Here is a 21,363-nt window from a genome sequence, read left to right as displayed (position 1 = left end):
GCTTGAAAGTCGGTGGACGTGCCGCGAGGCAGGTGACTGACATTTCGCGCTTTCTGGCGGGGGACGCGCACTTCATTCCGGCACGGCAATCGGGCATTCCGGCAAATCCACGGCCGGATTCGGCAGCCGAATGCGCAAAACCGGCAGGAAGGGGTTTTTCGACAGGGCTGCGCCCTGCACCTGCTCCAATGCAACTTCAACGTCAACTTCAAAAGCTGGGTATCCGTGGGTTGGCGGGGTGGGTCCGGTTGAGGGGGACGGCGTAAATACGTCCATGTAGCCTCGGTCGCCGCATCCATGCGGCTCACGCCCCCTCAACCGGACCCACCCCGCCTTCGACAGTTTCCTGCGGGCTGCCAGGAAGATTCATTTCATTCTTTCTGGAACTGATGGATCACGATACGAATTGATTTGGATCGAGATAATACAAATGCAATGTTGTAACGAAACTTTATTTAGATCGAATCAATTGAACAACGTGCCGTCCGGAATCCAATCCAACCGTCACTCGGAAACTGTCGGGGGTGGGGCGGTGTGGGCTTGCAGGACCGTTGGCGCCATGGATGGCGCCATCGAGCCCCCATGGACGGGTTTACGGCGTGTCCTGCAAGCCCACACCGCCCCGCCCAACCATCAGAAACCCAGAGCCGCTCTGGCTCTGGCTCTGGCTTTGGCTTTGGCAGTTGCAGTGGCACTTGCTTCGGCGGGTGCAGGGCGCAGCCCTGCCAGGAAAACCCCGACTACGCCGGCTGCCCGACCTGGGCCGGTGCCCGCATCAAGGTGTCCCTCGGCAGCTCGCCGAACACCTTGCGGTAGTTGTCCGCGAACCGGGACAGATCCCACAGCCCGCAGCTCAGGGCGATCGCCTTCACCGAGCGACGGCTCGAATCGGCCATCGACAGGCTGCGGCACGCTGCGCACAGGCGCAGCATCGATAGATAGCGATTGGGCGAGGTCCCGAACAGATCTTCGAACGCATAGCGCAGCCCGCGCTCACTGACCCCCGCCGCGTCGCAGATCTCGTTCATGTAGATGTTGCGCCGCAGGTTCAGACGCATGAAGTTCTCCGCCCGTTGCGCGATCAGGTAATGCGTGCGCCGGGCGCGGCTGAAGGTCGGGCGGTCGGCCGGGCCCGAGGCCAGCAGCGCCTGCACGTGCTCATGCAGCAGGCGCTCGGCTTCCTCCGGCTGCAATGCCCCGCCCTGCCCCAGCTGCGCGTGCAGGGCCTGGTAATGCTGGGCCAGCGGCACAGCGTCGCTGGCCAGCGTGAACAAGGAAAGCGCCTGCCCCGCAGGCGGCGTGCTGCGCAGGCTCAGCTCGGTCAGTTTCCGCTGTACGCGCGCCATCGGCACCAGCATGACGGTCAAGCGCGTACCGGGGCTGAGGGTGAACTCGCTGATGCCCTCCGGCAGCACCGTCAACGCCATTCCGGCAGTCAGAGGAATGCCATGGCACCAGCTCATCGCTTCGTCGGTGGCGTGCAGGTAACCAAGCATCGCCCAGTCGGGCGGCAGCATGAAACGGCCACGGCAATGGAATCCGCAGGTGATGCTGCAGAACAGGGCTTCCTCGTGTACCCGCGAAGCGAATGCCGCACGCGGACCGTTGCCATCCAGCAGCAACAGCTCCACGTCGCACACCCGGAGTACCCCGCTCAACGTCGCCAGGTCGATTGACCTGAGGTCGTCTTCGCTGTTGTCGCCTACCGCACCATCGACCATGACAGTGTCGTCCCCCCGTTGGCTTGCCTCGACCCCGCCCCCACTGCCTGACAGGACGCAATCGCTATACGGAATACCCTGATCGGTGACCCCGATGACCAGCGCCTGACGGCGCATTCCATGAAACCGCACCCGGTTTCAATGCAGTATGCCCGATTATCATCACCGGTGAATGTGAAGTTTCCTTCATGCTGAATTGCCATGACACGTGAAGAAACCAGCGGAGTTTCTGGCACAGTTCTCGCATGCAGCGCGAACTTAATCACGATCCATACACTTACGTGAATCGTTCTGCTACCGGATGGATTTTCGTCACAGAAAGCGCCTGAAACTTTCAGGGTTTTCCTGTTTCTGCCGAATTTGCATATAGGTTCCGGTTGCAGCGGGCCGCCATTCAGGCACAGTCGATAGCAAGGTGATCCAGCCCGTCCAATCGGGGCACACCCAGGGGGAAACATGGGCGTCCGCGCAGAAAAGTCCGGCATGAACCACGGCAGCGCGCCGTGTGTCGACAGCTGCACGCCCGCGGCAACTCCGGGATCGATCACATCGTTTGAGTGTGGCGGCTTGCCCGCCATGCCTCCTCTGCCAGGACGGCGGAGGCCCAGGGGTCGTACCGGTGGAACCGGGGCGCCGGCCCACGCAGCCATCCTGCCCACTGACAGGTAGAGGGAGACAACCGTCATGAACGCATCCATCCGCAGATTCCTGAAAGAAGAAGACGGCGTGACCGCGCTGGAATATGGCCTGCTGGCCGCCGTGGTCGCCGGCATCCTGATCGTGGTCGCCAAAGATGAACTCGGCGACTTCTTCACCACGCTGTTCGCCCGGCTGCAGGCCATCGCCACCACGGCGACCACCTGAGCAGTACTTGGCGCCAGTTCCAGCGCCGGCCGCATTGACGGCCGCGCCGCTGGCTGGCGCTGGAAGGGCCTGCCGCAGGCCACGTAACGGACGACGGGGAGAGCCGCCATGACAGTGCTGGGATTGCTGGCCATCGGAGTGTGCCTGCGGATCGCGATCAGCGATCTGTACGCCCGCCGGGTGCCCAATACCTGGCTGCTGGCCGCGTGCGTGCTTGCCGTGCCGTTGCTGCTGGCCGGCCAGTTCCAGGCACCGCCGCTGCCGTGGCCGGCGCATCTGCTGGGTCTGCTGATTGGACTGGCAGCCCTGCTGCCGTTCCATGTCATCGGCTGGATGGGCGCCGGTGACGTCAAGTTCTTCGCCGTGCTCGGCCTGCTGCTCGGCTGGCATGCACTGCTGCCGGTGTGGGTCATCGCCAGTCTGGCCGCCGGCGTGCACGCTGTCGTTGCGCTGGGCTCGCGTCAACTCACGACACTTCTACCCATGCGTCTGCAGCTGCAGGTGAACCGTGCCAGCGCGCACTGGCAGGCCCATCCTGCTGCGCGTGGCGTGCAGGCCGCGCGCCAGGGCCGCCACGGTATTCCCTACGCGGCCTACCTCGCAGTGGCAGCGATCGGCTGGGTCCTGGTGACCACCCATGGAGGCACCGCATGAAGTGCGCCTCGCCCAGGGACCAGCGCGGTGTGGTCACCCTTGAGTACGCCCTGATGCTGATGCTGGGGCTGCTGCCGCTGCTGCTGTTCACCTTCAGCGGGGTGATGATCATGGCAGCACAGCAGACACTGGCCACCGCCTCGGCCGAAGGCGCGCGTGCCTCGTTGCGCTACGCCACGCCCGAGCAGCGACGTACCGCCGCCTGCCTGGCGGCGCGCCGTTCCATGCAGTGGCTGCTGCAGTTCTCCAGGCAGAACCCGGACTGCAGCGCGGGTGGAAGCGGCCCGATCGTGGTCGCCCCCGCCGCACCCTGCACCGGTCTTGCCACCGCCCAATGCATCACCGTCACGGTCAGCTACGACTACGCCGCCAGCCCCTTCCTGCCCGGGACGGCAACGCTGTATGGCTGGGTCATGCGCGCCCCCATCCGCAGCACCGCGGTCGCCCAGCTCGACCTCGGCAGCAACTGACGACCGGTACAGGAGACGGATCCATGCTCAAGTTGACCCGCATCGCCGCCATCGCACTGATCGCCCTGGCCGTGCTGCTGGCCGTGGTCGCCCTGCTGATCGGGCGCAAACCCGCCTCCGAGGCTGGCAACAGCACGCTGGTGGTGCAGGCCGATACCCAGACCCATGCCGTGGTCGAAGCCGTGGCTCGCCTACCGGCGGGCGAGCCGATCAGCGCCAATGGCGTCCGCCTGGCCCAGCGCAGTGGTCCAGCGACGGGCAACGCCAGCGATCTGGCCGCCGTGGTTGGTCGTGTCCCGGTGCAGGACATCAGCGAAGGAACCGCCATCGGCGACGCACTGCTGGCGCAGGGCTTCTCCCTGCAGCTGCGCCCGGGTGAGCGCGCACTCGCGGTACCGGTGGATGAGCTGGTCGCCGCCGGCAACCGGATCCTGCCGGGTGACTTCGTCGACGTCTTCCTCAACCTGCGCAGCGCACCGTCCCCCTACAACGGCCAGCCCGAGGTAGCGCAGACCCGCCTGCTGCTGTCGCGGCTGCGCGTGCTCAGTTACGGCCAGCATGACATCGCGGTGGCGACGCCGGCAGCCGGCAACGAAAGCAGCGAGGCCGCGCGCAACGACCCACGTGCAGCGGACATCACCGGCTCGCCCTCCAGCCAGACCAGCGCCAGCAAGGACGCCACCCAGCCGGCGCGCAGCGCGGTGCTGGCGGTACCGGTGGCCGAGGCCAACCGCCTGCTGCTGGGCGCGCAGCAGGGCAAGCTGTTCCTGGCGCTGCGCAACCCGGCCGACACCGGCCTGCCCGATGTCGCGCTGTTCCCGCAGGCACGCAGCGTGCTCGACCCGGTGCGCGGGCTGGATGCCGAACAGCAGCAGGCACTGCAGCGCCCCGAGAACAACGCCTTTGCCGGTATCGACGGCGATGCGCTGGCCGGGCGCGGCATGGCCCGCCAGCACGCAGGCAGTCCCACGCCGGCAGCGGCACCCGCACCGGCCGCGCGCCGCAGCACGGCCCGTACCGCCTCCGGCATCGAGATCATCCGCGGCGACAGCGCTGCGCCCCGTGGTTCCCTTTGACCTGGAACGAGAGCGCCCATGACCGAACGTCGCCTGAGCCCGCGTCCCACTGCCCGCCAGCGCTGGCTGGCCCTGCTGCTGGTGCTGCTGGCGCCGGCTGCGGGCGTGGCCGCCGACGACCTGGTGTTGCAGACCCGTGAGCAGCGCCCCTGGAGCCTGCCTGCGGATCTGGAGCGCGTCGCCATTGCCGACCCCGGCGTGGCCGACATCGTGATGCTGCGCGGCCAGCGCCAGGCGCTGCTGGTCGGCAAGGCACCGGGCAGCACCACGCTGCTGCTCTGGCATCGAGGCAAGGGGGAACCGAAGCGCGTGCAGGTTCGGGTGCAGAGCGCGGTGCAGGGTGCCGCCGATGCCGGCACCGGCCTGGTATTCACCCAGCAGGACCAGCAAGGGCTGCTGCAGGGAAGCACCGACAGCGTGCTGGCACACATGCAGGAGCAGAAGACCGCGGCGATGGCGCTGGGCAAGGACGGCCTGCTGGCCGATGCCTCCACCGTCAGCAGCGGCGGCGTGGTGCAGGTCGAGGTGAAGGTGGTCGAGTTCAACAAGACCGCGCTGAAGCAGATCGGCATCAGCTTCCAGAACCGCAACGGCGGCTTCGCGTATGGTTTTGCCAAACCCGGCGGCAGCCTGCCCGGCAATACCGGCATCCTGCCGGGCATGCAGGAGGGTGAATCGAGCAATGAAAGCGAGTCACCGCTGTCGTCGGCCTTCCGCCTGGTGTTCGGCTCCACCAAGGGCCTGTGGAATGCGGATGTGGATCTGCTGCAGGCCAACGGCATGGCCCGTGTGCTGGCCGAACCCACCCTGGTCGCGCTGTCAGGGCAGAGTGCCAGCTTCCTGGCTGGCGGCGAGCTGCCGATCCTCGAGCCGCAGGGACTGGGCACGACCACCATCACCTACAAGCCGTTCGGCATCGGCCTCACCGTCACCCCCACTGTCCTGGCACCCAACCGCATCGCATTGAAGGTCGCACCCGAAGCCAGCGATCTGGACTACACCAATTCCATCGCCCTGAACGGCGTGCAGATTCCCTCCATCACCACCCGGCGCGCCGATACCACGGTCGAGCTGGGCGACGGCGAAAGCTTCGTCATCGGTGGGCTGGTCAGTTCAACCGTGGCCTCGACCGTGAACAAGATTCCGCTGCTGGGCGACCTGCCGATCATCGGCTCGTTCTTCCGCAACTTCGACTACAAGCGGCAGGAGAAGGAGCTGGTGATCATCGTCACCCCGCGTCTGGTGCAGCCGCTGGCGCGCAACACCGAGCTGCCGCTGCCCGGCGATCGCGAAGCCAGGCCGCACCTGCCCGAATGGGGCGCGTGGCTGCTTGGCCCGGTCAGCCAGGACCCGGTGCCCGGGTTCTCGCGCTGATCCTGATGCCTGTGATGCCACGACCATGCCCTACGCCACTGCCCAGCCCCTGCACCCACAAGGACCAGCAATGAACCTGGTCCTGTATGGCATTGACCGTGAACTGCTGCCGCGGCTGGCTGCCAAGCTGCCGCCCTCCAGCGTGCTGCACTGGCAGGACTGTGGGCAGCCGACATCGGCACAGGATCTGCAGCGCGGCCCGCAGAACCTGGTGCTGCTGGATTTCCGCCCCGAGCACGCCGCTGCGTCCGCCGTGCTGGCGCAGCAGCTGCAACAGGCGCAACCCGAGCTGACCCTGGTTGCCGTGGGTGCGACCGCTGCGGGCCAGGTCGAAGGCATCGTGATGGCCCTGCGTGCCGGCCTGCGCGACGTGCTGGACCTGGACAGCGACAACGCCGACGTCGAAACGGCGCTGCGCCGCGCCCTGTCGCCGCGTCCGGCCGCCAGCGCCCAGCAGGCGCACAAGGCGAAGCTGATCGTGCTGCTCGGCGTGCGTGCCGGGGTCGGCACCAGCACCCTCGCCGCGCACCTGTCGGTGCTGGCGCAGCAGACCCATGTGCTGGCCCAGGGCGAAATCAGCCCGCAGGACGGCCTGCTGCTGGAACTGGCGCAGCCTGCCGGCGATCTCGCCCTCTACCTCAACCTTGACAGCCGCTTCCACTACGAAGACGCCCTGCGCAACGCCAGCCGCATCGACGCCACCCTGGCCCGCACCGCGATGGCACGGCATGCCAGCGGCCTGGTGCTGCTGGATCGCTCCAGCGGCAGCGACGCGCTGCCGCCCTCCGATCCCGCCGCCCTGCTGCAGCGGCTGCGCGGCGTGTTCTCCAGCGTCCTCTGCGATGCCGGCGGCTGCCCGCTGCGGCAACTGCCACCGGTGCTGCTGGACCACGCCGACGAGATCTGGCTGGTCGCCGATGCATCGATCGCTACGCTGGTGTCGCTGGACCATGCCCTGAAGCATCTGTCAGGCCAGCGCGATCGCGAAAAGCGCCTGCAACTGGTGATCAACCGCCATGACGACAGCGGCGGCATGAGCCCGGACCAGATCGCGCGCCGCTTCGAACTGCCGTTGCTGGCCACACTGCCCGAGCGCCCCCGCGTTCGCGCTGCGGCCAGCCACGGCCACCTGCTGCTGCAGGATGCCCCGCGCGACCCGTATCTGCGTGCCCTGGCCCCGCTTGTGCAGCGCCTGGACCCGGCCGCGTGCCCGGTGCAGGCCCACGGCCTGCGGGAACGACTTGCCCTTGCCCTGGGTGGACCGCAATGGAAGACAAAGTGACGCCGTTCCCGCACCTGGCCACCCGCAGCGCGATTCCCGAATCGGCGCCGGGCAGCATGCCGTTCGCGCAGACCGAGCAGTACCAGAAGGTACTCTCGGCCGCGCATGAGCATCTGCTCAACAGCATCGAAGACGAGCGCATCGACATCGATTCGTGGGCGCCCGATACGATTGCCCGCTGGGTGCAGGTGCAGACGGTCAGCTTCATCCAGGAATGGCGCATCCCCATCAACGAAGAAGAAATGCAGGTGGTGGCCGAAGGCCTGGTCAAGGAACTGACCGGATTCGGACCACTGGATGACCTGCTGCACGACCCCAGTATCGAGGACATCCTCATCAACGGGTTCAAGGACGTCCACGTTTCCCAGGGCGGCCAGCTCAAGCGCGCCACCCAGCGCTTCACCGATGACACCCATCTGCTGCGCATCCTGCGCCGCATCCTTGCTCCGCTCGGTCGTCGCCTCGACGATTCGAACCCGATGGTCGATGCGCGCCTGCCCAATGGCGGGCGCCTCAACGCGATCATCTCGCCGCTGGCGGTGGATGGGCCGATGGTGTCCATCCGCAAGTTCCGCAAGGATCCGTTCACCCCCGATGAACTGCTGGCCAAGGGCACCTTCGATGCGCCGATGCAGGCACTTCTGAAGGCCATGGTGCTGGGCCGCTGCAACATCCTGGTATCGGGCGGCACCAGTTCGGGCAAGACCTCGCTGCTCAATGCGCTGGCCAGCTACGTGCCGGCCAACGAACGCGTGATCACCGTCGAAGACACCGCTGAACTGTCGCTCAACCATCCGCACGTGGTGCGCCTGGAAAGCCGCGTCGGCGGTGCCGAGGGCCATGGCGCGGTCAGCATCCGCGATCTGGTGCGCAACAGCCTGCGCATGCGCCCGGACCGCATCGTGGTGGGCGAGGTGCGAGGTGCCGAAGTACTGGAAATGCTGCAGGCGATGAACACCGGCCACGATGGATCAATGGCCACCATCCACGCCAACTCGCCGCGTGACTGCCTGTACCGCATCGAGATGCTGGCCGGCTTTGCCGGTTTCCAGGGCAGCGAAGACAGCCTGCGCCGGCAGATTGCCAGCGCCATCGATTTCATCGTGCAGATCTCCCGCCTGGGCAGCGGCCGCCGTGTACTGGTGTCCATCACCGAGATCACCGGGGTCAGCGACAACCTCATCACCACCCAGGAGATGTTCCGCCACGAGGTCCAGATCGACGGCACCGGCAAGGAGATCGATCGCTGGATCGGCCTGGGCTTCCATCCCCATTCGCACAAGCTGGAGCCGTTCCGCCAGCAGCTGCGCGAATCGCTGTACGGAGATTTCTGAGCATGGGCACCGGCCTGCTGCTGGGCGTGTTGAGCATTGTCTCGGTGCTGCTGGCGCTGGCGGCCTGGCTGTGGGGCACGGCCAGCAGCCGCGAACAGCGGCAGGCCTCGCTGCAGCATGCCGAGCAGCAGCTTGCGCGAGGTACTGCACCGGCGGCGGTCAGACCTGAAGCTGCACGCGCGCCCATAGCGGCGCCGGGCCGCACTGCGGGCAACCGGCGCAGCCTCCCCTGGGACGGCCTGCTGCAGAGCGCCGGGCTGCCGGCCGGCTGGAAGGTTCCGTTGTCCGTGCTGCTGCCGGGGATGGCGCTGGCGGTATTGGCGGTGGCGCGCCTGGGCACCGCCTGGATGTTCCCGCTGACCCTGCTGCTGTACCTGCTCGGCGCGTGGCTGTGGCTGGCCCGGCGCACCACCCGGCTGAAGGCCCGGCTGCTGCACCAGCTGCCCGACTTCCTCGACAACCTGGTACGCATGACCGCATTGGGCAACAGCCTGCAGGCCGCCTTCCAGGTCGCTTCGACGCAGACCACCGCGCCGCTGCGCGAGCTGCTCGACACCACCCTGCGCAACGCGCGCAGCGGCATGGAACTGGACCGCGCGCTCAGCGTGGCCAGCCAGCCCTACCGCATGGAGGTGCTGGGCGTGCTGGCGGTGGTAATGGGCGTGAGTGTGCGCATCGGCGGCCGTTCGGACCAGATCCTGCAGCGCATGGCTGACTTCATGCGCGACCTGGAACAGGCGCAGCAGGAGCTGGCCGCCACCACGGCGGAGACCCGCATGTCGGCCTGGGTACTGGGCCTGCTGCCGCCAGCCAGCGTGGTGATGATGGCCATTGCCAGCCCGGATTTCTTCCAGCCGGTGCTGCACGATCCGCTTGGCCACAAGATCCTGCTGATGGCACTGGGCCTGGAGCTGGCCGGCGGCTTCCTGCTGTACCGCCTGGCGCGTTCGATATGACGGCGCGCACCTGCCCGGGAGACTGCCGATGAATGCCAGCACCTGGTTCATGGCCGCACTGCTGGTACTGGCTGCCGGCGTCGCCCTGCTCGGCCTGGTCGGCTGGATCCGCAGCCAGCGCGAAGATCGCAGTGCCGCTACCCTGAGCACCGCCCTGCAGCCGCGTGAGGCGGTCCGCGAGGAGGGCGCCATGCAGCGCGACTCGCTGGGCTGGCTGGAGCGCATGGGCCAGGCCGTTGGCGGTGGCCGCGTGGAAGCGGCGCTGCTGGCCAACGAAGATCGCCTGCTGCTGGACCTGGCCGGCTGGAACACCCGCCGCGGCACCGCGATCTACCTCGGCCTGCGGCTGCTGCTGGCCCTGCTGGTGCTGCTGGCCGCCGTCGCCTTCAGCGATGCCCACGGGCTGTCGAAGCTGATGGTGATGTTCGGCGCGCTGGCCGCCGGCCTGCTGTTGCCCAAGTTCCTGCTCTCGGCGTGGGTCAAGCGCCGCCGCCGCGCGGTGAATGCCGAGCTGCCGTTGCTGATCGACCTGCTGCGCCTGCTGCAGGGTGTGGGCTTCAGCATGGACCAGAGCCTGCAGACCCTGGGCGACAAGCTGCGCGAAGCACTGCCGGTACTGGGCGGTGAGATCCAGGAGGCGAATATTGCCTATACCCACGGCCGCACCCGCGCGCAGTCGCTGCGCCGGCTCAGCGATATCTACGCTGATGACGATCTGTCCAGCCTGGTGCAGCTGATCCTGCAGGTGCATGCGCACGGCGGTGCAGTGCAGGAGCCACTGCGCCAGTTCAGCATCCGCCTGCGCGAGCAGCGCCGCAATGCGTTGAAGGAAAAAGTCGGCAAGCTGTCGGTGAAGATGACCGTGGTGATGATGCTGACCCTGCTGCCGGCACTGATGCTGGTGCTGGGCGGACCGGCGCTGGTGGCGCTGGCCAAGACACTGGCGAACCTGGGATGACGACGATGCCTGGATTGCGTACCCACTGCATGCATACCGGCCTGTTGCTGGCCCTGGCCACGCTCGGCGCTGGCTGTGCCTCCTCCACAGCCACGTACCTGCGTGCGCCCAGCCTGGCCGAGCCGACGCCAGCGCCGCAGGACAGCCGCAACGCCTACCTGGAACTCATCCAGCGCATGCAGCAGCAGGGAGCGTGGTATGCCTCGCTCGCGCATGTGGATGCCTTCCGCCAGCGCTATGGCGACACGCCGACGCTGCGGCTGCTGCAGGCCGATGCGCTGCGCGAGACCGGCCAGACCGAAGCCGCCATCGCCCTGTACCGCGGGCTGGACAGTGGCGCGCAGGCCGCAGCCGCTTCGCATGGCCTGGGCCTGATTGCCGCCCAGCGCGACCAGGACGACGCCAGCGAGCAGGCGCTGGCAAAGGCCACGCAGCTGCAGCCATTGAACACCGATTACCTGGGCGATCTGGGCTATGCGCGCCTGCGCGCCGGCCGCTACGAGGAGGCCCGCGAACCGCTGGCCAAGGCCCTTGAACTTGCCCCGGGCAATGCCAAAGCCACGGCCAACCTCGCCCTCTGGGCGGTCCTGCGTGGCGACACCGCCACGGCCGAGCGTCTGGCCCAGCAGGCCAATCTCGGTGCCGATACCCGCCGCAGCATCGAACAGCAGGCGCAGCAGATACGCGCCCGCGTGCAGCAGCGTCAGGCGGCGGCGAGCGCTGCTGCCACCCGTCACGAACGGGCGACCGTGAGCACGACGAGCGTACCGGCGCCCAGCCGCATGCAGCTGGCGGCCGAACCCCAGCGCACGAAACGGGACGGCGCACCCGCCAGTGACCTCACGCGGTTGCCGCCCTCGATGCTGGAACGCTTCAGCACCACCGACCCTGCCTCCGGGAGCACGCCATGACCGCCACACCCCTGTTCTGCCGCCTGCTGCCAGCCCTGGCCGCGACCCTGCTGGCCGCCGCCGCCCACGCGCAGGCGGCGCAGCAGCCTCTGACCGGGCAGATGCTCGGCGGCCCGGCACCCACAGCCCACGGCCAGGCCCTGCCGACCGTGGACCTGACCCGGCCAGCACCACCGCCACCGCCCTCCGTGACCGAGGCACCACCGCCGCCACCACGTGCATCGCGCAGCGAGATCGGCGATACCGCCCGCGGCCTGTTCCGCCTGCAGGCCTCCGGGCAACAGGCCGGCGCGCGCCTGCCGATCCTCGGCGACCAGGCCAGCGCCAGCTATGCGCGCTACATGAAGAGCTTCGATCACGAAATCCCCGAGTTCTTCGAAACCGGCGTCGGCAAGGTCAAGTCCGGCACCGCGTCCGGTCCCTGAGGCCTGCGCCATGAACCGTCCCCGCCACATCGGCTTCCAGCACGCGCGCGGCGGCATGTCCGTCACTCTCATGCTGGTCATGGTCGCGCTGGTGGCCATGATCGGCCTGGTGGAGATCGGCTTCCTGTTCTGGGCCAAGCGCGATGCACAGAAGGTGGCCGATCTGGCCGCGTTGGCGGGCGCGCAACGCCTGGACCTGTGCCGCGCCGACAACGCGGACAACACCGCCGCACGGCAGAACGCCACGGCACAGAACCGCTTCCCGGGCACCCTGGTGATCAACTGCGGCAACTGGAATGCCGCCCACGCACAGGACGATCACTTCATCGCTGCGGTCGATGCCGTCAATCCGCGCAATGCGGTGCGGGTCGTCGCCGAGCGCAGCGTGGTGCCCTTCTTCGCACAGAACAGCAGCCTGTCAACCATCCGCGTGCAGGCCGTGGCCATGCGCAGCGAGCCCACGGCGGTATTCGCCGTAGGTTCGCAGCTGCTGCGCACCAACGGAAATTCTCCCCTGATGTCCACGCTGCGCCTGGTCGGGCTGGATGTGAACAACGCCACGGTGCTGTCCTATGACGGCCTGGCCCAGGCAAGCGTCACACCGGCCGGCCTGCTGGCCGCGCTGGGGATCCCGGTCACGGCCGACCTGAGCGTGGCCGACTTCAACCGCCTGCTGTCGCTCAACCGCGTGTCGTTGGCCCAGCTGGTGGACGCTACGGCCACGGTTGTCGGCCGCAACACCACCGCAGGTGCGCAGCTGCAGGCGCTGTCCGGCCTGGTCGGCACGCGGCTGGACATCAACCAGTTGAACATCCTGCTGGGCAGCCAGAGTGGCGGTGGCGGCCTGTTTGCCGAAGTCATCTCGCCCAATGGCAGCATCGGCAGCGCGCTGGAGACGAAGGTCAACGTGCTGGACCTGGTCAACGCCGCGATCTCCATCGCCAACGACGGTAACGGGGTGCAGGTCCCCAACCTCAACCTGCTCGGCATCAACGTGCAGGCCGGGGTCATCGAACCGCCGTCGATCGCCATCGGCGGCGTCGGCGCGCGTGCCTACAACGCCCAGGTGCGGCTGATGGTGGACGTGGACAGCAACCAGGTACCCGCGGTCGGCGCCCTGCTTTCGTTGCTGGGCACGCGCCTGCAGCTGCCGCTGTATGTGGATGTCACAAACGCGATGGGCACGCTGACCTCGATCCAGTGCGGCGCCAGCCCGCCTACCGCCACGGTGAAAGTGGATGCGTCGGTGCTGCGTGCCTGCGTGGGCACGGTGAATGCGGCTGACCGCTTTTCCAAGAGCAACGTCTGCGACGCGGGGCTGCAGAACGCGCAGTTGCTGACCCTGCTCGGGCAGCCGCTGATCAACAACAAGATCGGGCTGTCAGCACTGACCGACAGCCAGAACCTCACCCTGGCCGCCGGCGAGACCGGTTCCACCCGCATCAACCCGCTCGCGCTGGGCGACGCCGTCTCCACTCTGGTCAACGAACTGCTGCGCGTGCTGTCGAGCATGCTCAGCGGTCCGCAGACCGATGCCAAGCAGGCCGCCACCGCGCTGGCTGACCGCTATCTGATCGCCGCACACCCCGCAGGCGGTCGCTACAACGTGGACAATGTCATTCCACTGCTGACCTCCGGTGATCCCTCGATCGGCCTGGAGGGATTGGGCGCCTGGCCGGCCCCCAACGGCGTGCCCCGCGCCTGCGGCCTGCTCGGCCTGGGTACCTGCTTCGACCCGGGCACGGTCTGGCAGGCCTACAAGGTCACCGTGACCGGCCAGGGCCTGGGCGCCCTGGATGGCCTGCTGGGAGCGCTCACCGGGCAACTGCTCGTGCAGCGCTGCGACAGCCTGCTTGGCAACCTGCTCAACTACAACAACTGCGTGCGCGACAACCTGGCTTCGTACCTGCAGACCAAACCCGGAGGGTTCAACGATCCGGCCGGCGGCAGTGGCGTGTCCGGCCCGGGTGCGGTCAGCTGCTCGGGCCTGCTGTGCACGGTGCTGACGCCGGTGCTGGCTGCACTCAAGCCGGTGCTCAACAATGTCGGCGCGCTGCTGACCAACCTGCTGGCCAGCGTGCTGGGCCTGGAACTGGGCCGTACCGATGTGAGCATGCAATCGATCCAGTGCAATGCCGCCCAGCTGGTGTATTGACCCCTGCCCGGGCAGGTTGGCGCCCGCTGCGCCCATGCTAGACTCGCGGCGGGGAACCACTTTCATCTCAACCACACTTCGTTCGTGGATGGTCTAGACATGCGAGAAACTTCAGGGGGCACCGTCTTCGCCCGGTATCCGCGCGGCACGGCACTGCTGGCCGTGGCCATGATGGCGGTGGCACCGTCGGCACTGGCCGCACGCGGTGATCGCGAAGCGGCGGCCGAACCGGCCCGCAACGGCCCGGTAGTGCGCAACACGGTGGATGAACTCAAGCAGTTGATGGATGCACACCAGCTCACCGAGCTGCGCACCACCTACAACGGCAACTACGGTGCCAGCCTGCTGTTCAATGCCAATACCCTGACCTACTACGTGGCGCTGTTCCAGGAAAAGAACTTCTGGCGGGTCATCAGGACCGATGCCGTCGACAACGCCGAGCGCGTCTACCGCACCTTCGTGCAGCAGACCGAACAGCTGGCCCAGGTCTACATCGACACCACGCGCCTGGAAGCCGGCAAGCGTTACACCGAGCGGCTGGTGGCCTACAACGAAGAGCGCCTGCGCACCCTGCAGCAGGAAATGGAACAGCAGCAGGCGCAGTCGGCCCAGGTCAGTGCGTCGCTGCAGCAGGCCCAGCAGCAGGCGGTCAGCCTCAGCACCGACGTGCAGAGCACCAACAGCCAGCTCGACGCCCTGCAGCGCCGCATCCAGATCCTGCAGGCCGAACAGGGCAACCCGGAGCTGAGCCTGCCCAAGGCCGAGGCCCCCGGCAGCTCCGCAGCCAGCAGCGACGGCAACTGAGCCACCTGCAGCACACCGCACGCATGCGACGGCACCTTCGGGTGCCGTTGCTGTTTCAGGGCGGCTGGCAGGCCAGTCGCAGCGCATCATCAAGCTGCCGGCGCTGCTGGTAGTCGAGGCGTCGCGTGCGCGACATGACCCGCGTCTGCTCGCGTCGTGCCTGCTCGCAGCCGGTCGGATCACGGGCCACGGTGATCAGTGCGCCCTGGGCACGACCGGTCCTGCCGCGGCGCTGCGCGCCAGCCTTGCCGCGCCCTGGCTGCCGGTCCGGTTCCGCCGCTGCCACGCCACGCGACTGCGATGCATCAGCCGGTACATCCCAGCGCCATTCAGCCCGCCCCTGGCAAGGCGTCTGCTGGTAGACCGGGTGCGGCCCGTCCACGCACTTGTAGACATGGGTCTGGGCCAGGGCCGACCCGGCCAGCAGCCACCCCATGATCGCCCCTGACAGCCTCCGCTTCATGCAATGTCCTCCGTGGCAGAGCGAGCATCGTGGCCAGTGACGGCCGCACGCCGCCAGAGTGAAACGCGTCGTCCACGTCCGCATCCGCCTGCCATCCATTGGACACAGGCGTGCAAGCCGCGCGGTGGATGCTGCGCTGTACTGCCGGTACGCCGGCAGCGTCAGCGCCGGTGTCTTTCCCCTACCGCCAAAGGAACCTGCAATGAGCAACTTCGTTACCGTCAAAGACGGCGCCCGCATCTTCTACAAGGACTGGGGCACCGGCCAACCGATCGTGTTCGCGCATGGCTGGCCGCTGTCCTCCGACGCGTGGGATCCGCAGATGCTGTTCATGGGCCAGAACGGCTACCGTGTGGTCGCCCACGACCGCCGCAGCCACGGCCGCTCCAGCCAGACCTGGGACGGCAACAACATGGATACCTATGCCGATGACCTCGCCGCGGTCATCGAAGCGCTCGACCTGAAGGACGCGATCCTGGTCGGCCATTCCACCGGCGGCGGCGAAGTAGCGCACTACATCGGCCGCCATGGCAGCACTCGCGTGGCCAAGGTCGTGCTGGTCGGCGCCGTACCGCCGCTGATGCTGAAGACCGATGCCAACCCGGCCGGCACGCCGCTGGAAGTGTTCGACGGCATCCGCAAGGGCACCGGTGGTGACCGCTCGCAGTTCTTCAAGGACCTGACCACTCCGTTCTTCGGTGCCAATCGCGACGGCAACACGGTCACCCAGGGCATGCGCGATTCGTTCTGGCTGCAGGGCATGCTGGGTGGCGTCAAGGGCCAGTACGACTGCGTGCACGAATTCTCGGAAGTCGACTACACCGGAGACCTGGAGAAGATCGACGTGCCGGCCCTGGTCGTGCATGGCGATGACGACCAGATCGTGCCGTTCGATGCTTCGGCCAAGCGGTCCTCGCAGATCATCAAGGATGCTGAGCTGAAGGTCTACGCCGGTGCCCCGCACGGCCTGACCGTCACCCACGCTGACCAGTTCAACGCCGACCTGCTGGCGTTTGCACGCAGATAATGCAGCGCGGCGGCGCCCACAGCGCCGCCGCCTCAAAAAAGGGGACGGAGGGGATTAAGTCGTTTGTGCACAAACGACTTAATCCCCTCCGTCCCCTTTTTGTCAGATGTCGCTGTGGTGGTGCGGCACGCCGACTGCCGGCAGCGGGTCATGCCCACCCACGAAGTGGCGCACCACCGGTGCGCGTTCGCCGCGATGCAGGCCGCGCAGTGCTTCCTGGATCGCCCTGTCATCGGCGGTGATGCGTTCGTGCTGGCGCAGATGCTCCAGCCACGACGGGGTCACGAAATACTCCAGGTGGATGCCCGGCGTGGCCACGTCCTCAACCACGCCCCACACCACCGCACCATCGCGGCGGCGGATCGTGCCGAGTGCACGCATCCGTGCCTGGAACGCATCGCGGTCAGCCGCGTCGATGCGGTATTCCACCGTCACCAGCACCGGGCCGCGGTCATGCGATACCGGCACCGACAGCTCCGGCGCCGGCCAGTGCCCGGCCGGGCGCAGGTTCAGTTCTTCGGTACCGGCAATCCGCACGCGCCACACCAGCAACCCGCCGATCACCGCACCGGTGGCCGCCACCAGCAGGGCCAGCTCCGGCGAGGTACGCTGCGCCAGGGCGCCCCAGCTCAGGCCGCCAGCAGCCATGCCGGCCGAAAACACCATGATGTAGAGCGCCAGCGCACGCGCACGCACCCAGGCCGGCACCGCGGTCTGTGCCGCAATCTGCAGCGAGGACAGCACGGTGATCCAGGCAAAGCCATTGACCAGCATCACCACCGGCAGCGCGTACCAGCTGCGGGTCAGCGCCAGCCCGACGAGGCTGGTCGCCAAGGCCAGCGTCGCCAGCAGGACCAGCAGGTCGCGGTCGAGCTTCGCACGCAGCTTCGGCAGCAACAGGGCACCGCCCACCGCACCGATCCCGATGCAGCCCAGCAGGATGCCGTACTGCCCTGCCCCGCCGTGCATCTGGCCTCGTACCACCACCGGCAGCATCGCGTTCATCGCGGCAGCGAAGAAGAAGAAGCCAACCGACTTGATCAGCACCGCCTGCAGGCGACCGGCACGGCTGGCGTAACGCAGACCTGCCTTGAGGCCGGCGCCGAAGCCTTCCGGCGGCAGGCTGGAGGCCTTGGGGTCACGCTTCCAGTTCCAGACCACGAACAGCATCGCCGCGAAGGTGATCGCGTTGAAGCCGAACGCCCATACGGCGCCCAGCTGGGCCACGATCACGCCACCAATGGCCGGGCCGATCGAACGCGCGATGTTGATCCCGATCGAGTTCAGCGCCACTGCCGAGGCGAGCATCGGCTGCGGCACCAGCTCGGAGACGATGGCGGCCTGGGCCGGCATCGCCATGGCCGCACCGCACCCCATGCAGAAGGTCAGCACCACCAGCAGGTTCGGGCTGAGCTGGCCGGTAGCTGTCAGCGCCGCCATCACCGCCGCCACCAGCAGCATCCAGCCCTGGGTGAGCAACAGATACCGGCGGCGGTCAACGATGTCGGCCAGCGTGCCGGCGGCCAGCGCCAGCAGCACGATCGGCACCGTGGTGGCCGACTGCACCAGCGCCACCATCAGCGGCGAGCCGGTACGTTCGGCCATCACCCACGCGGCGGCGACATCATTGACCCAGGTGCCAATGTTGCTGGCCAGGATCGCCAGCCACAGTGCACGGAACATACGGATCTTCAGCGGGGACCAGGCGCCTGCGGCCTGGGGGGAAGGTTGTGACGCGGTTGCGTTCACCATTGCCATGCTCCAACGATCGAGGCGAACAACGTGTCCTGGCCTCCGGCCTGCTTCAGTGCAGGGCCGGCGTCGACCCAGGCCAGCTGCAGCTGCCATTGCCAGTGTTCACTGGCCTGCCAACGGGTTTCGGATTTGTACTGGGTGCCGATGCGGCGTGCACCACCGGCGCTTCCCGGCAGGGCCACCAATGGTGCTGGCGTGGTGTAGACCGCGTCCGCACGGCGATGCTTCCACGCCAGCTGCACGCCCACCTCCGTGCTCACTGCTTGATGCAGGCGCAGAGCCAGGGTTGGCTGGATGTCCATCAGGTTGGCCGGCGCCAGCAGGCTGGCTTCGCTGAAGTAGGCCGACTTGGGGAACAACGCATTGAACGTGCCCAGGCACCCATCGTGCAGGTTGCCATCACCACTGGCGATATCGGCCTTGAGGCCGAGGCGCGGTTGCAGCGGCAGCGCGGCCCAACGCCAGCCGGTATCGGTGGCAACGGTCCAGGCACGGATATCCAGATCAGCGCCGGCCGTGCGCAGCTCACCGCCCTGGGCCACCAGTTCGCTGTTCCAGTCCAGTGCACCGGCCTGGCCGAACCAGCGCGCACCCACGGTCTGCCGCCGCTCGACACCATTGCCGGCAGCGAAGCGCGCACCGTCGCGGCCGTAGTCCAGCAGGTAGGCATCCCACTGCCCTGTACCGTGCCCGCGCGCACTGGTGGCATAGGCGCCCCACAGATGGGCGCCGTGTTCGCCGCGATCATCGAATGCGCCGGCACGGTTTTCCACCGGGCGCAGGGCCATCAGATCCAGCGAACCCAGCCGCCCGTTCCAACCGACACGCGCGCCGTCGAACGCCAGCCGGATGTTGGCGCCATCACGCACGGACAGCAGCCGCGAGCTGCCATAGGCTGCTTCCTGGCGCCCCAGCTGCACGCGCAGCCCATCGCGTTGCCAACGCCAGTACGCCTGCTGCACATCCATCGCACCGCGATCGGTGCGCCCCGGACCGCCCGCCTTGCCGCTCTCTGCATGCACACCCAGCTGCACCTTCGCCTGCCAGTCATCACGGGCGTAGGTGGCCGATGCCAGTGCTCGCAGCAGGCCATAGCCATCCTCGCTGCCGCCGATACCGAACCGGGCGGGGTCGTAGTACAGGCCACGCAGGCGCATCGAGGCATCCAGCTGCAGCTGGCCGTCACCGGCCTCGCTGCAGTAGCCGCCCTCGCAGGCCAGCGCCAGTGCCGGCGTTGCCAGCACCGCCAGGGTCAGAAGGCGAAGCACGAACATCCCATCGCACCCCAGAATGCGGTCAGATCATCGGTCGGTGCTGCGTGCTGCGCGGCATGGCCGTGCGCGCCATGGGTACCGCAGGCCACACCGTGGTGGTGATGGTGCGCTGCGGCCAGGCCGGTGGCGGTGCCGCCAACGTGGTAGCCGCCGAACGTGTTCACCGGCGACCAGTCCGGCATCGCCGGCGGCAGCTGCGGCGCCAGGCCGGCGTAATCACCATCAGCATGCACGATGCGGCCACCGACCACGGTCAGCAGGCTGGTGATGTCGGCGATCTGCACATCACCGACGCGGAAGAAGTCGGCCGACAGCAGAATGAAGTCGGCCAGCTGGCCCTGCTTCAGCGTGCCCTTCACCGCTTCGTCGCCGGAGAACCACGCGCTGCCCTGGGTCCACAGGCGCAATGCCTGTTCGCGCTCCAGCAGGTTCTCGTCGCCATACAGGGCCAGGCCACCGACGGTGCGCCCGGTCACCAGCCAGGACAGTGCCACCCACGGGTTGTAGCTGGCCACGCGGGTGGCATCGGTGCCGGCGCCGACCGGCACGCCCTCGGCCAGCATGCGCTTGACCGGCGGCGTATGCCGCGCCGCCTGCACGCCATAGCGCTCGACAAAGGCCTCGCCCTGGTAAGCCATGCGATGCTGCACGGCGATGCCACCGCCCAGTGCACGGATGCGCTCGATGTTGCGCGGGGTGATGGTTTCGGCGTGGTCGATGAACCAGTGCAGGCCATCGAACGGCACCTCGCGGTTCACCTGCTCGTACACATCCAGGATGCGGGTGATGCTCTCGTCATAGGTGGCGTGGATGCGGAACGGCCAGCGCTTCTCCACCAGCAGCTTCACCACCTCGTGCAGCTCAGGCTCCAGCTCCGGCGGCAGTTCCGGGCGCGGCTCGTTGAACAGCTCGAAGTCAGCCGCGGAGAACACCAGCATTTCGCCGGCGCCGTTGTGGCGCAGCAGGTCGTCGCCCTGGCGCGGCTGCAGGATCTCGCTCCAGCCACGGAAGTCGTTGACCTCGTTGCCCTTGTTCTGGGTGAACAGGTTGTAGGCGATGCGCACGGTCAGCTGCCCGTCGCGGTGCAGCTGCTCGATGACCTGGTAATCCTCGGGGTAGTTCTGGAAGCCGCCACCGGCATCGATCACCGAGGTGATGCCCAGGCGGTTCAGCTCGCGCATGAAGTGGCGGGTCGAATTGGCCTGGTATTCGATCGGCAGGCGCGGTCCCTTGGCCAGCGTCGCGTAGAGGATCAGCGCATTGGGCTTGGCCAGCAGCAGACCGGTCGGGTTGCCCAGCGAATCACGCACGATCTGCCCGCCCGGTGGGTCCGGTGTCTCCCTGGTATAGCCGCAGGCGCGCAGCGCGGCACGGTTGAGCAGCGCGCGGTCGTACAGGTGCAGCAGAAACACCGGCGTATCCGGGGCGATGTCGTTGATCTCCTGCAGCGTCGGCAGGCGCTTTTCGGTGAACTGCGTTGCAGTGAAGCCGCCGACCACGCGCACCCACTGCGGCGCCGGGGTACGGTCGACCTGCGCCTTCAGCATGGCCATGGCATCGGCCAGCGAGCGCAGGCCATCCCAGCGCAGTTCCAGGTTGTAGTTCAAGCCACCGCGGATCAGGTGGGTGTGGCTGTCGTTGAGCCCAGGCACGATGCGCCGGCCCTGCGCATCGATGATGGTGGCTTCATTGCCCCATTCGCGCATGATCTGCTCGTCGCTGCCGACAGCGGCGATGCGGCCGTTCTGCACGGCCAGCGCCTGCGCATGCGGCTGCTGCGGGTCGAGGGTGGTGATGCGTGCGTTTCTGATGACCAGCGTGCTCATGCGACGCTCCTTCGGAAGGGTTTCGATGGCCGCT

General features: G+C 67.6%; 20 protein-coding genes. 14 read left to right on the top strand and 6 right to left on the bottom strand.

What is annotated here, in order from left to right:
- Positions 1–72: 72 nt before the first annotated feature.
- Complete coding sequence (locus VER16_RS00470) at positions 73–276, bottom strand: hypothetical protein (RefSeq protein WP_324804906.1); 204 nt, start codon at positions 274–276, stop codon at positions 73–75.
- Positions 277–740: 464 nt separating this feature from the next.
- Positions 741–1,721, bottom strand: coding sequence for an AraC family transcriptional regulator (locus tag VER16_RS00465; protein WP_324805055.1), 981 nt, complete (start codon positions 1,719–1,721; stop codon positions 741–743).
- Between the two features lie 684 nt (positions 1,722–2,405).
- Between VER16_RS00465 and VER16_RS00460 the strand changes: the two genes are divergently transcribed.
- The 13 genes from VER16_RS00460 (at position 2,406) to VER16_RS00400 (ending at position 14,984) form a co-directional block, all read left to right on the top strand.
- Complete coding sequence (locus tag VER16_RS00460; protein WP_324804905.1) at positions 2,406–2,585, top strand: Flp family type IVb pilin; 180 nt, start codon at positions 2,406–2,408, stop codon at positions 2,583–2,585.
- Between the two features lie 108 nt (positions 2,586–2,693).
- Positions 2,694–3,239: an A24 family peptidase gene (locus VER16_RS00455; protein ID WP_324804904.1), complete on the top strand. Its 546-nt coding sequence runs from the start codon at positions 2,694–2,696 to the stop codon at positions 3,237–3,239.
- Positions 3,236–3,709 carry a pilus assembly protein gene (locus tag VER16_RS00450; RefSeq protein WP_324804903.1) on the top strand — a complete coding sequence of 158 codons (474 nt, stop codon included), beginning with the start codon at positions 3,236–3,238 and terminating at the stop codon, positions 3,707–3,709. The genes VER16_RS00455 and VER16_RS00450 overlap by 4 nt, the downstream gene beginning before the upstream one ends.
- A gap of 23 nt (positions 3,710–3,732) precedes the next feature.
- On the top strand, positions 3,733–4,785 hold the full coding sequence (gene cpaB / locus VER16_RS00445) for a Flp pilus assembly protein CpaB (protein ID WP_324804902.1): 1,053 nt from the start codon (positions 3,733–3,735) through the stop codon (positions 4,783–4,785).
- Between the two features lie 18 nt (positions 4,786–4,803).
- Positions 4,804–6,159, top strand: a complete 1,356-nt coding sequence (locus VER16_RS00440; protein WP_324804901.1) for a type II and III secretion system protein family protein — start codon at positions 4,804–4,806, stop codon at positions 6,157–6,159.
- A gap of 25 nt (positions 6,160–6,184) precedes the next feature.
- Positions 6,185–7,441 (top strand): fimbrial protein, encoded by a 1,257-nt coding sequence (locus VER16_RS00435; protein ID WP_324804900.1) that lies wholly within the window; start codon positions 6,185–6,187, stop codon positions 7,439–7,441.
- Positions 7,426–8,775 carry a CpaF family protein gene (locus VER16_RS00430; protein ID WP_324804899.1) on the top strand — a complete coding sequence of 450 codons (1,350 nt, stop codon included), beginning with the start codon at positions 7,426–7,428 and terminating at the stop codon, positions 8,773–8,775. Before VER16_RS00435 ends, VER16_RS00430 begins: the two co-directional genes overlap by 16 nt.
- 2 nt (positions 8,776–8,777) lie before the next feature.
- A complete protein-coding gene (locus VER16_RS00425; RefSeq protein ID WP_324804898.1) occupies positions 8,778–9,731 on the top strand; it encodes a type II secretion system F family protein in 954 nt (317 codons plus the stop codon).
- 28 nt (positions 9,732–9,759) lie between these two features.
- Positions 9,760–10,689: a type II secretion system F family protein gene (locus tag VER16_RS00420; protein ID WP_324804897.1), complete on the top strand. Its 930-nt coding sequence runs from the start codon at positions 9,760–9,762 to the stop codon at positions 10,687–10,689.
- Positions 10,690–10,694: 5 nt separating this feature from the next.
- Positions 10,695–11,600, top strand: coding sequence for a Flp pilus assembly protein TadD (locus VER16_RS00415; protein WP_324804896.1), 906 nt, complete (start codon positions 10,695–10,697; stop codon positions 11,598–11,600).
- A complete protein-coding gene (locus VER16_RS00410; RefSeq protein ID WP_324804895.1) occupies positions 11,597–12,025 on the top strand; it encodes a DUF3613 domain-containing protein in 429 nt (142 codons plus the stop codon). Before VER16_RS00415 ends, VER16_RS00410 begins: the two co-directional genes overlap by 4 nt.
- 10 nt (positions 12,026–12,035) lie before the next feature.
- Positions 12,036–14,180, top strand: coding sequence for a TadG family pilus assembly protein (locus tag VER16_RS00405; RefSeq protein WP_324804894.1), 2,145 nt, complete (start codon positions 12,036–12,038; stop codon positions 14,178–14,180).
- Between the two features lie 99 nt (positions 14,181–14,279).
- Positions 14,280–14,984 carry a DUF2968 domain-containing protein gene (locus tag VER16_RS00400; protein ID WP_324804893.1) on the top strand — a complete coding sequence of 235 codons (705 nt, stop codon included), beginning with the start codon at positions 14,280–14,282 and terminating at the stop codon, positions 14,982–14,984.
- A gap of 55 nt (positions 14,985–15,039) precedes the next feature.
- Here the strand turns inward: VER16_RS00400 and VER16_RS00395 are convergent, their stop codons facing one another.
- Positions 15,040–15,447: a hypothetical protein gene (locus VER16_RS00395; protein ID WP_324804892.1), complete on the bottom strand. Its 408-nt coding sequence runs from the start codon at positions 15,445–15,447 to the stop codon at positions 15,040–15,042.
- Positions 15,448–15,649: 202 nt separating this feature from the next.
- On the opposite strand from VER16_RS00395, the gene VER16_RS00390 reads away from it, so the two are divergent.
- On the top strand, positions 15,650–16,474 hold the full coding sequence (locus VER16_RS00390; protein WP_324804891.1) for an alpha/beta hydrolase: 825 nt from the start codon (positions 15,650–15,652) through the stop codon (positions 16,472–16,474).
- Between the two features lie 102 nt (positions 16,475–16,576).
- Here VER16_RS00390 and VER16_RS00385 read toward each other — a convergent pair whose 3' ends face one another.
- The 3 genes from VER16_RS00385 to VER16_RS00375 are packed head-to-tail and all read right to left on the bottom strand — an operon-like array spanning position 16,577 to position 21,329.
- Positions 16,577–18,226, bottom strand: coding sequence for an MFS transporter (locus VER16_RS00385; protein WP_324804890.1), 1,650 nt, complete (start codon positions 18,224–18,226; stop codon positions 16,577–16,579).
- Positions 18,220–19,503: an alginate export family protein gene (locus VER16_RS00380; protein ID WP_324804889.1), complete on the bottom strand. Its 1,284-nt coding sequence runs from the start codon at positions 19,501–19,503 to the stop codon at positions 18,220–18,222. Before VER16_RS00380 ends, VER16_RS00385 begins: the two co-directional genes overlap by 7 nt.
- Positions 19,482–21,329 carry an amidohydrolase gene (locus VER16_RS00375; RefSeq protein WP_324805054.1) on the bottom strand — a complete coding sequence of 616 codons (1,848 nt, stop codon included), beginning with the start codon at positions 21,327–21,329 and terminating at the stop codon, positions 19,482–19,484. The genes VER16_RS00380 and VER16_RS00375 overlap by 22 nt, the downstream gene beginning before the upstream one ends.
- Positions 21,330–21,363 lie beyond the last annotated feature (34 nt).

This window comes from Stenotrophomonas sp., from assembly GCF_035634915.1.
In the GTDB taxonomy this organism is placed as follows: Bacteria; Pseudomonadota; Gammaproteobacteria; order Xanthomonadales; family Xanthomonadaceae; genus Stenotrophomonas.
The sequence above is the reverse complement of the archived record's forward strand: the minus strand, read 5'-3'. Positions and strand labels throughout refer to the sequence as shown.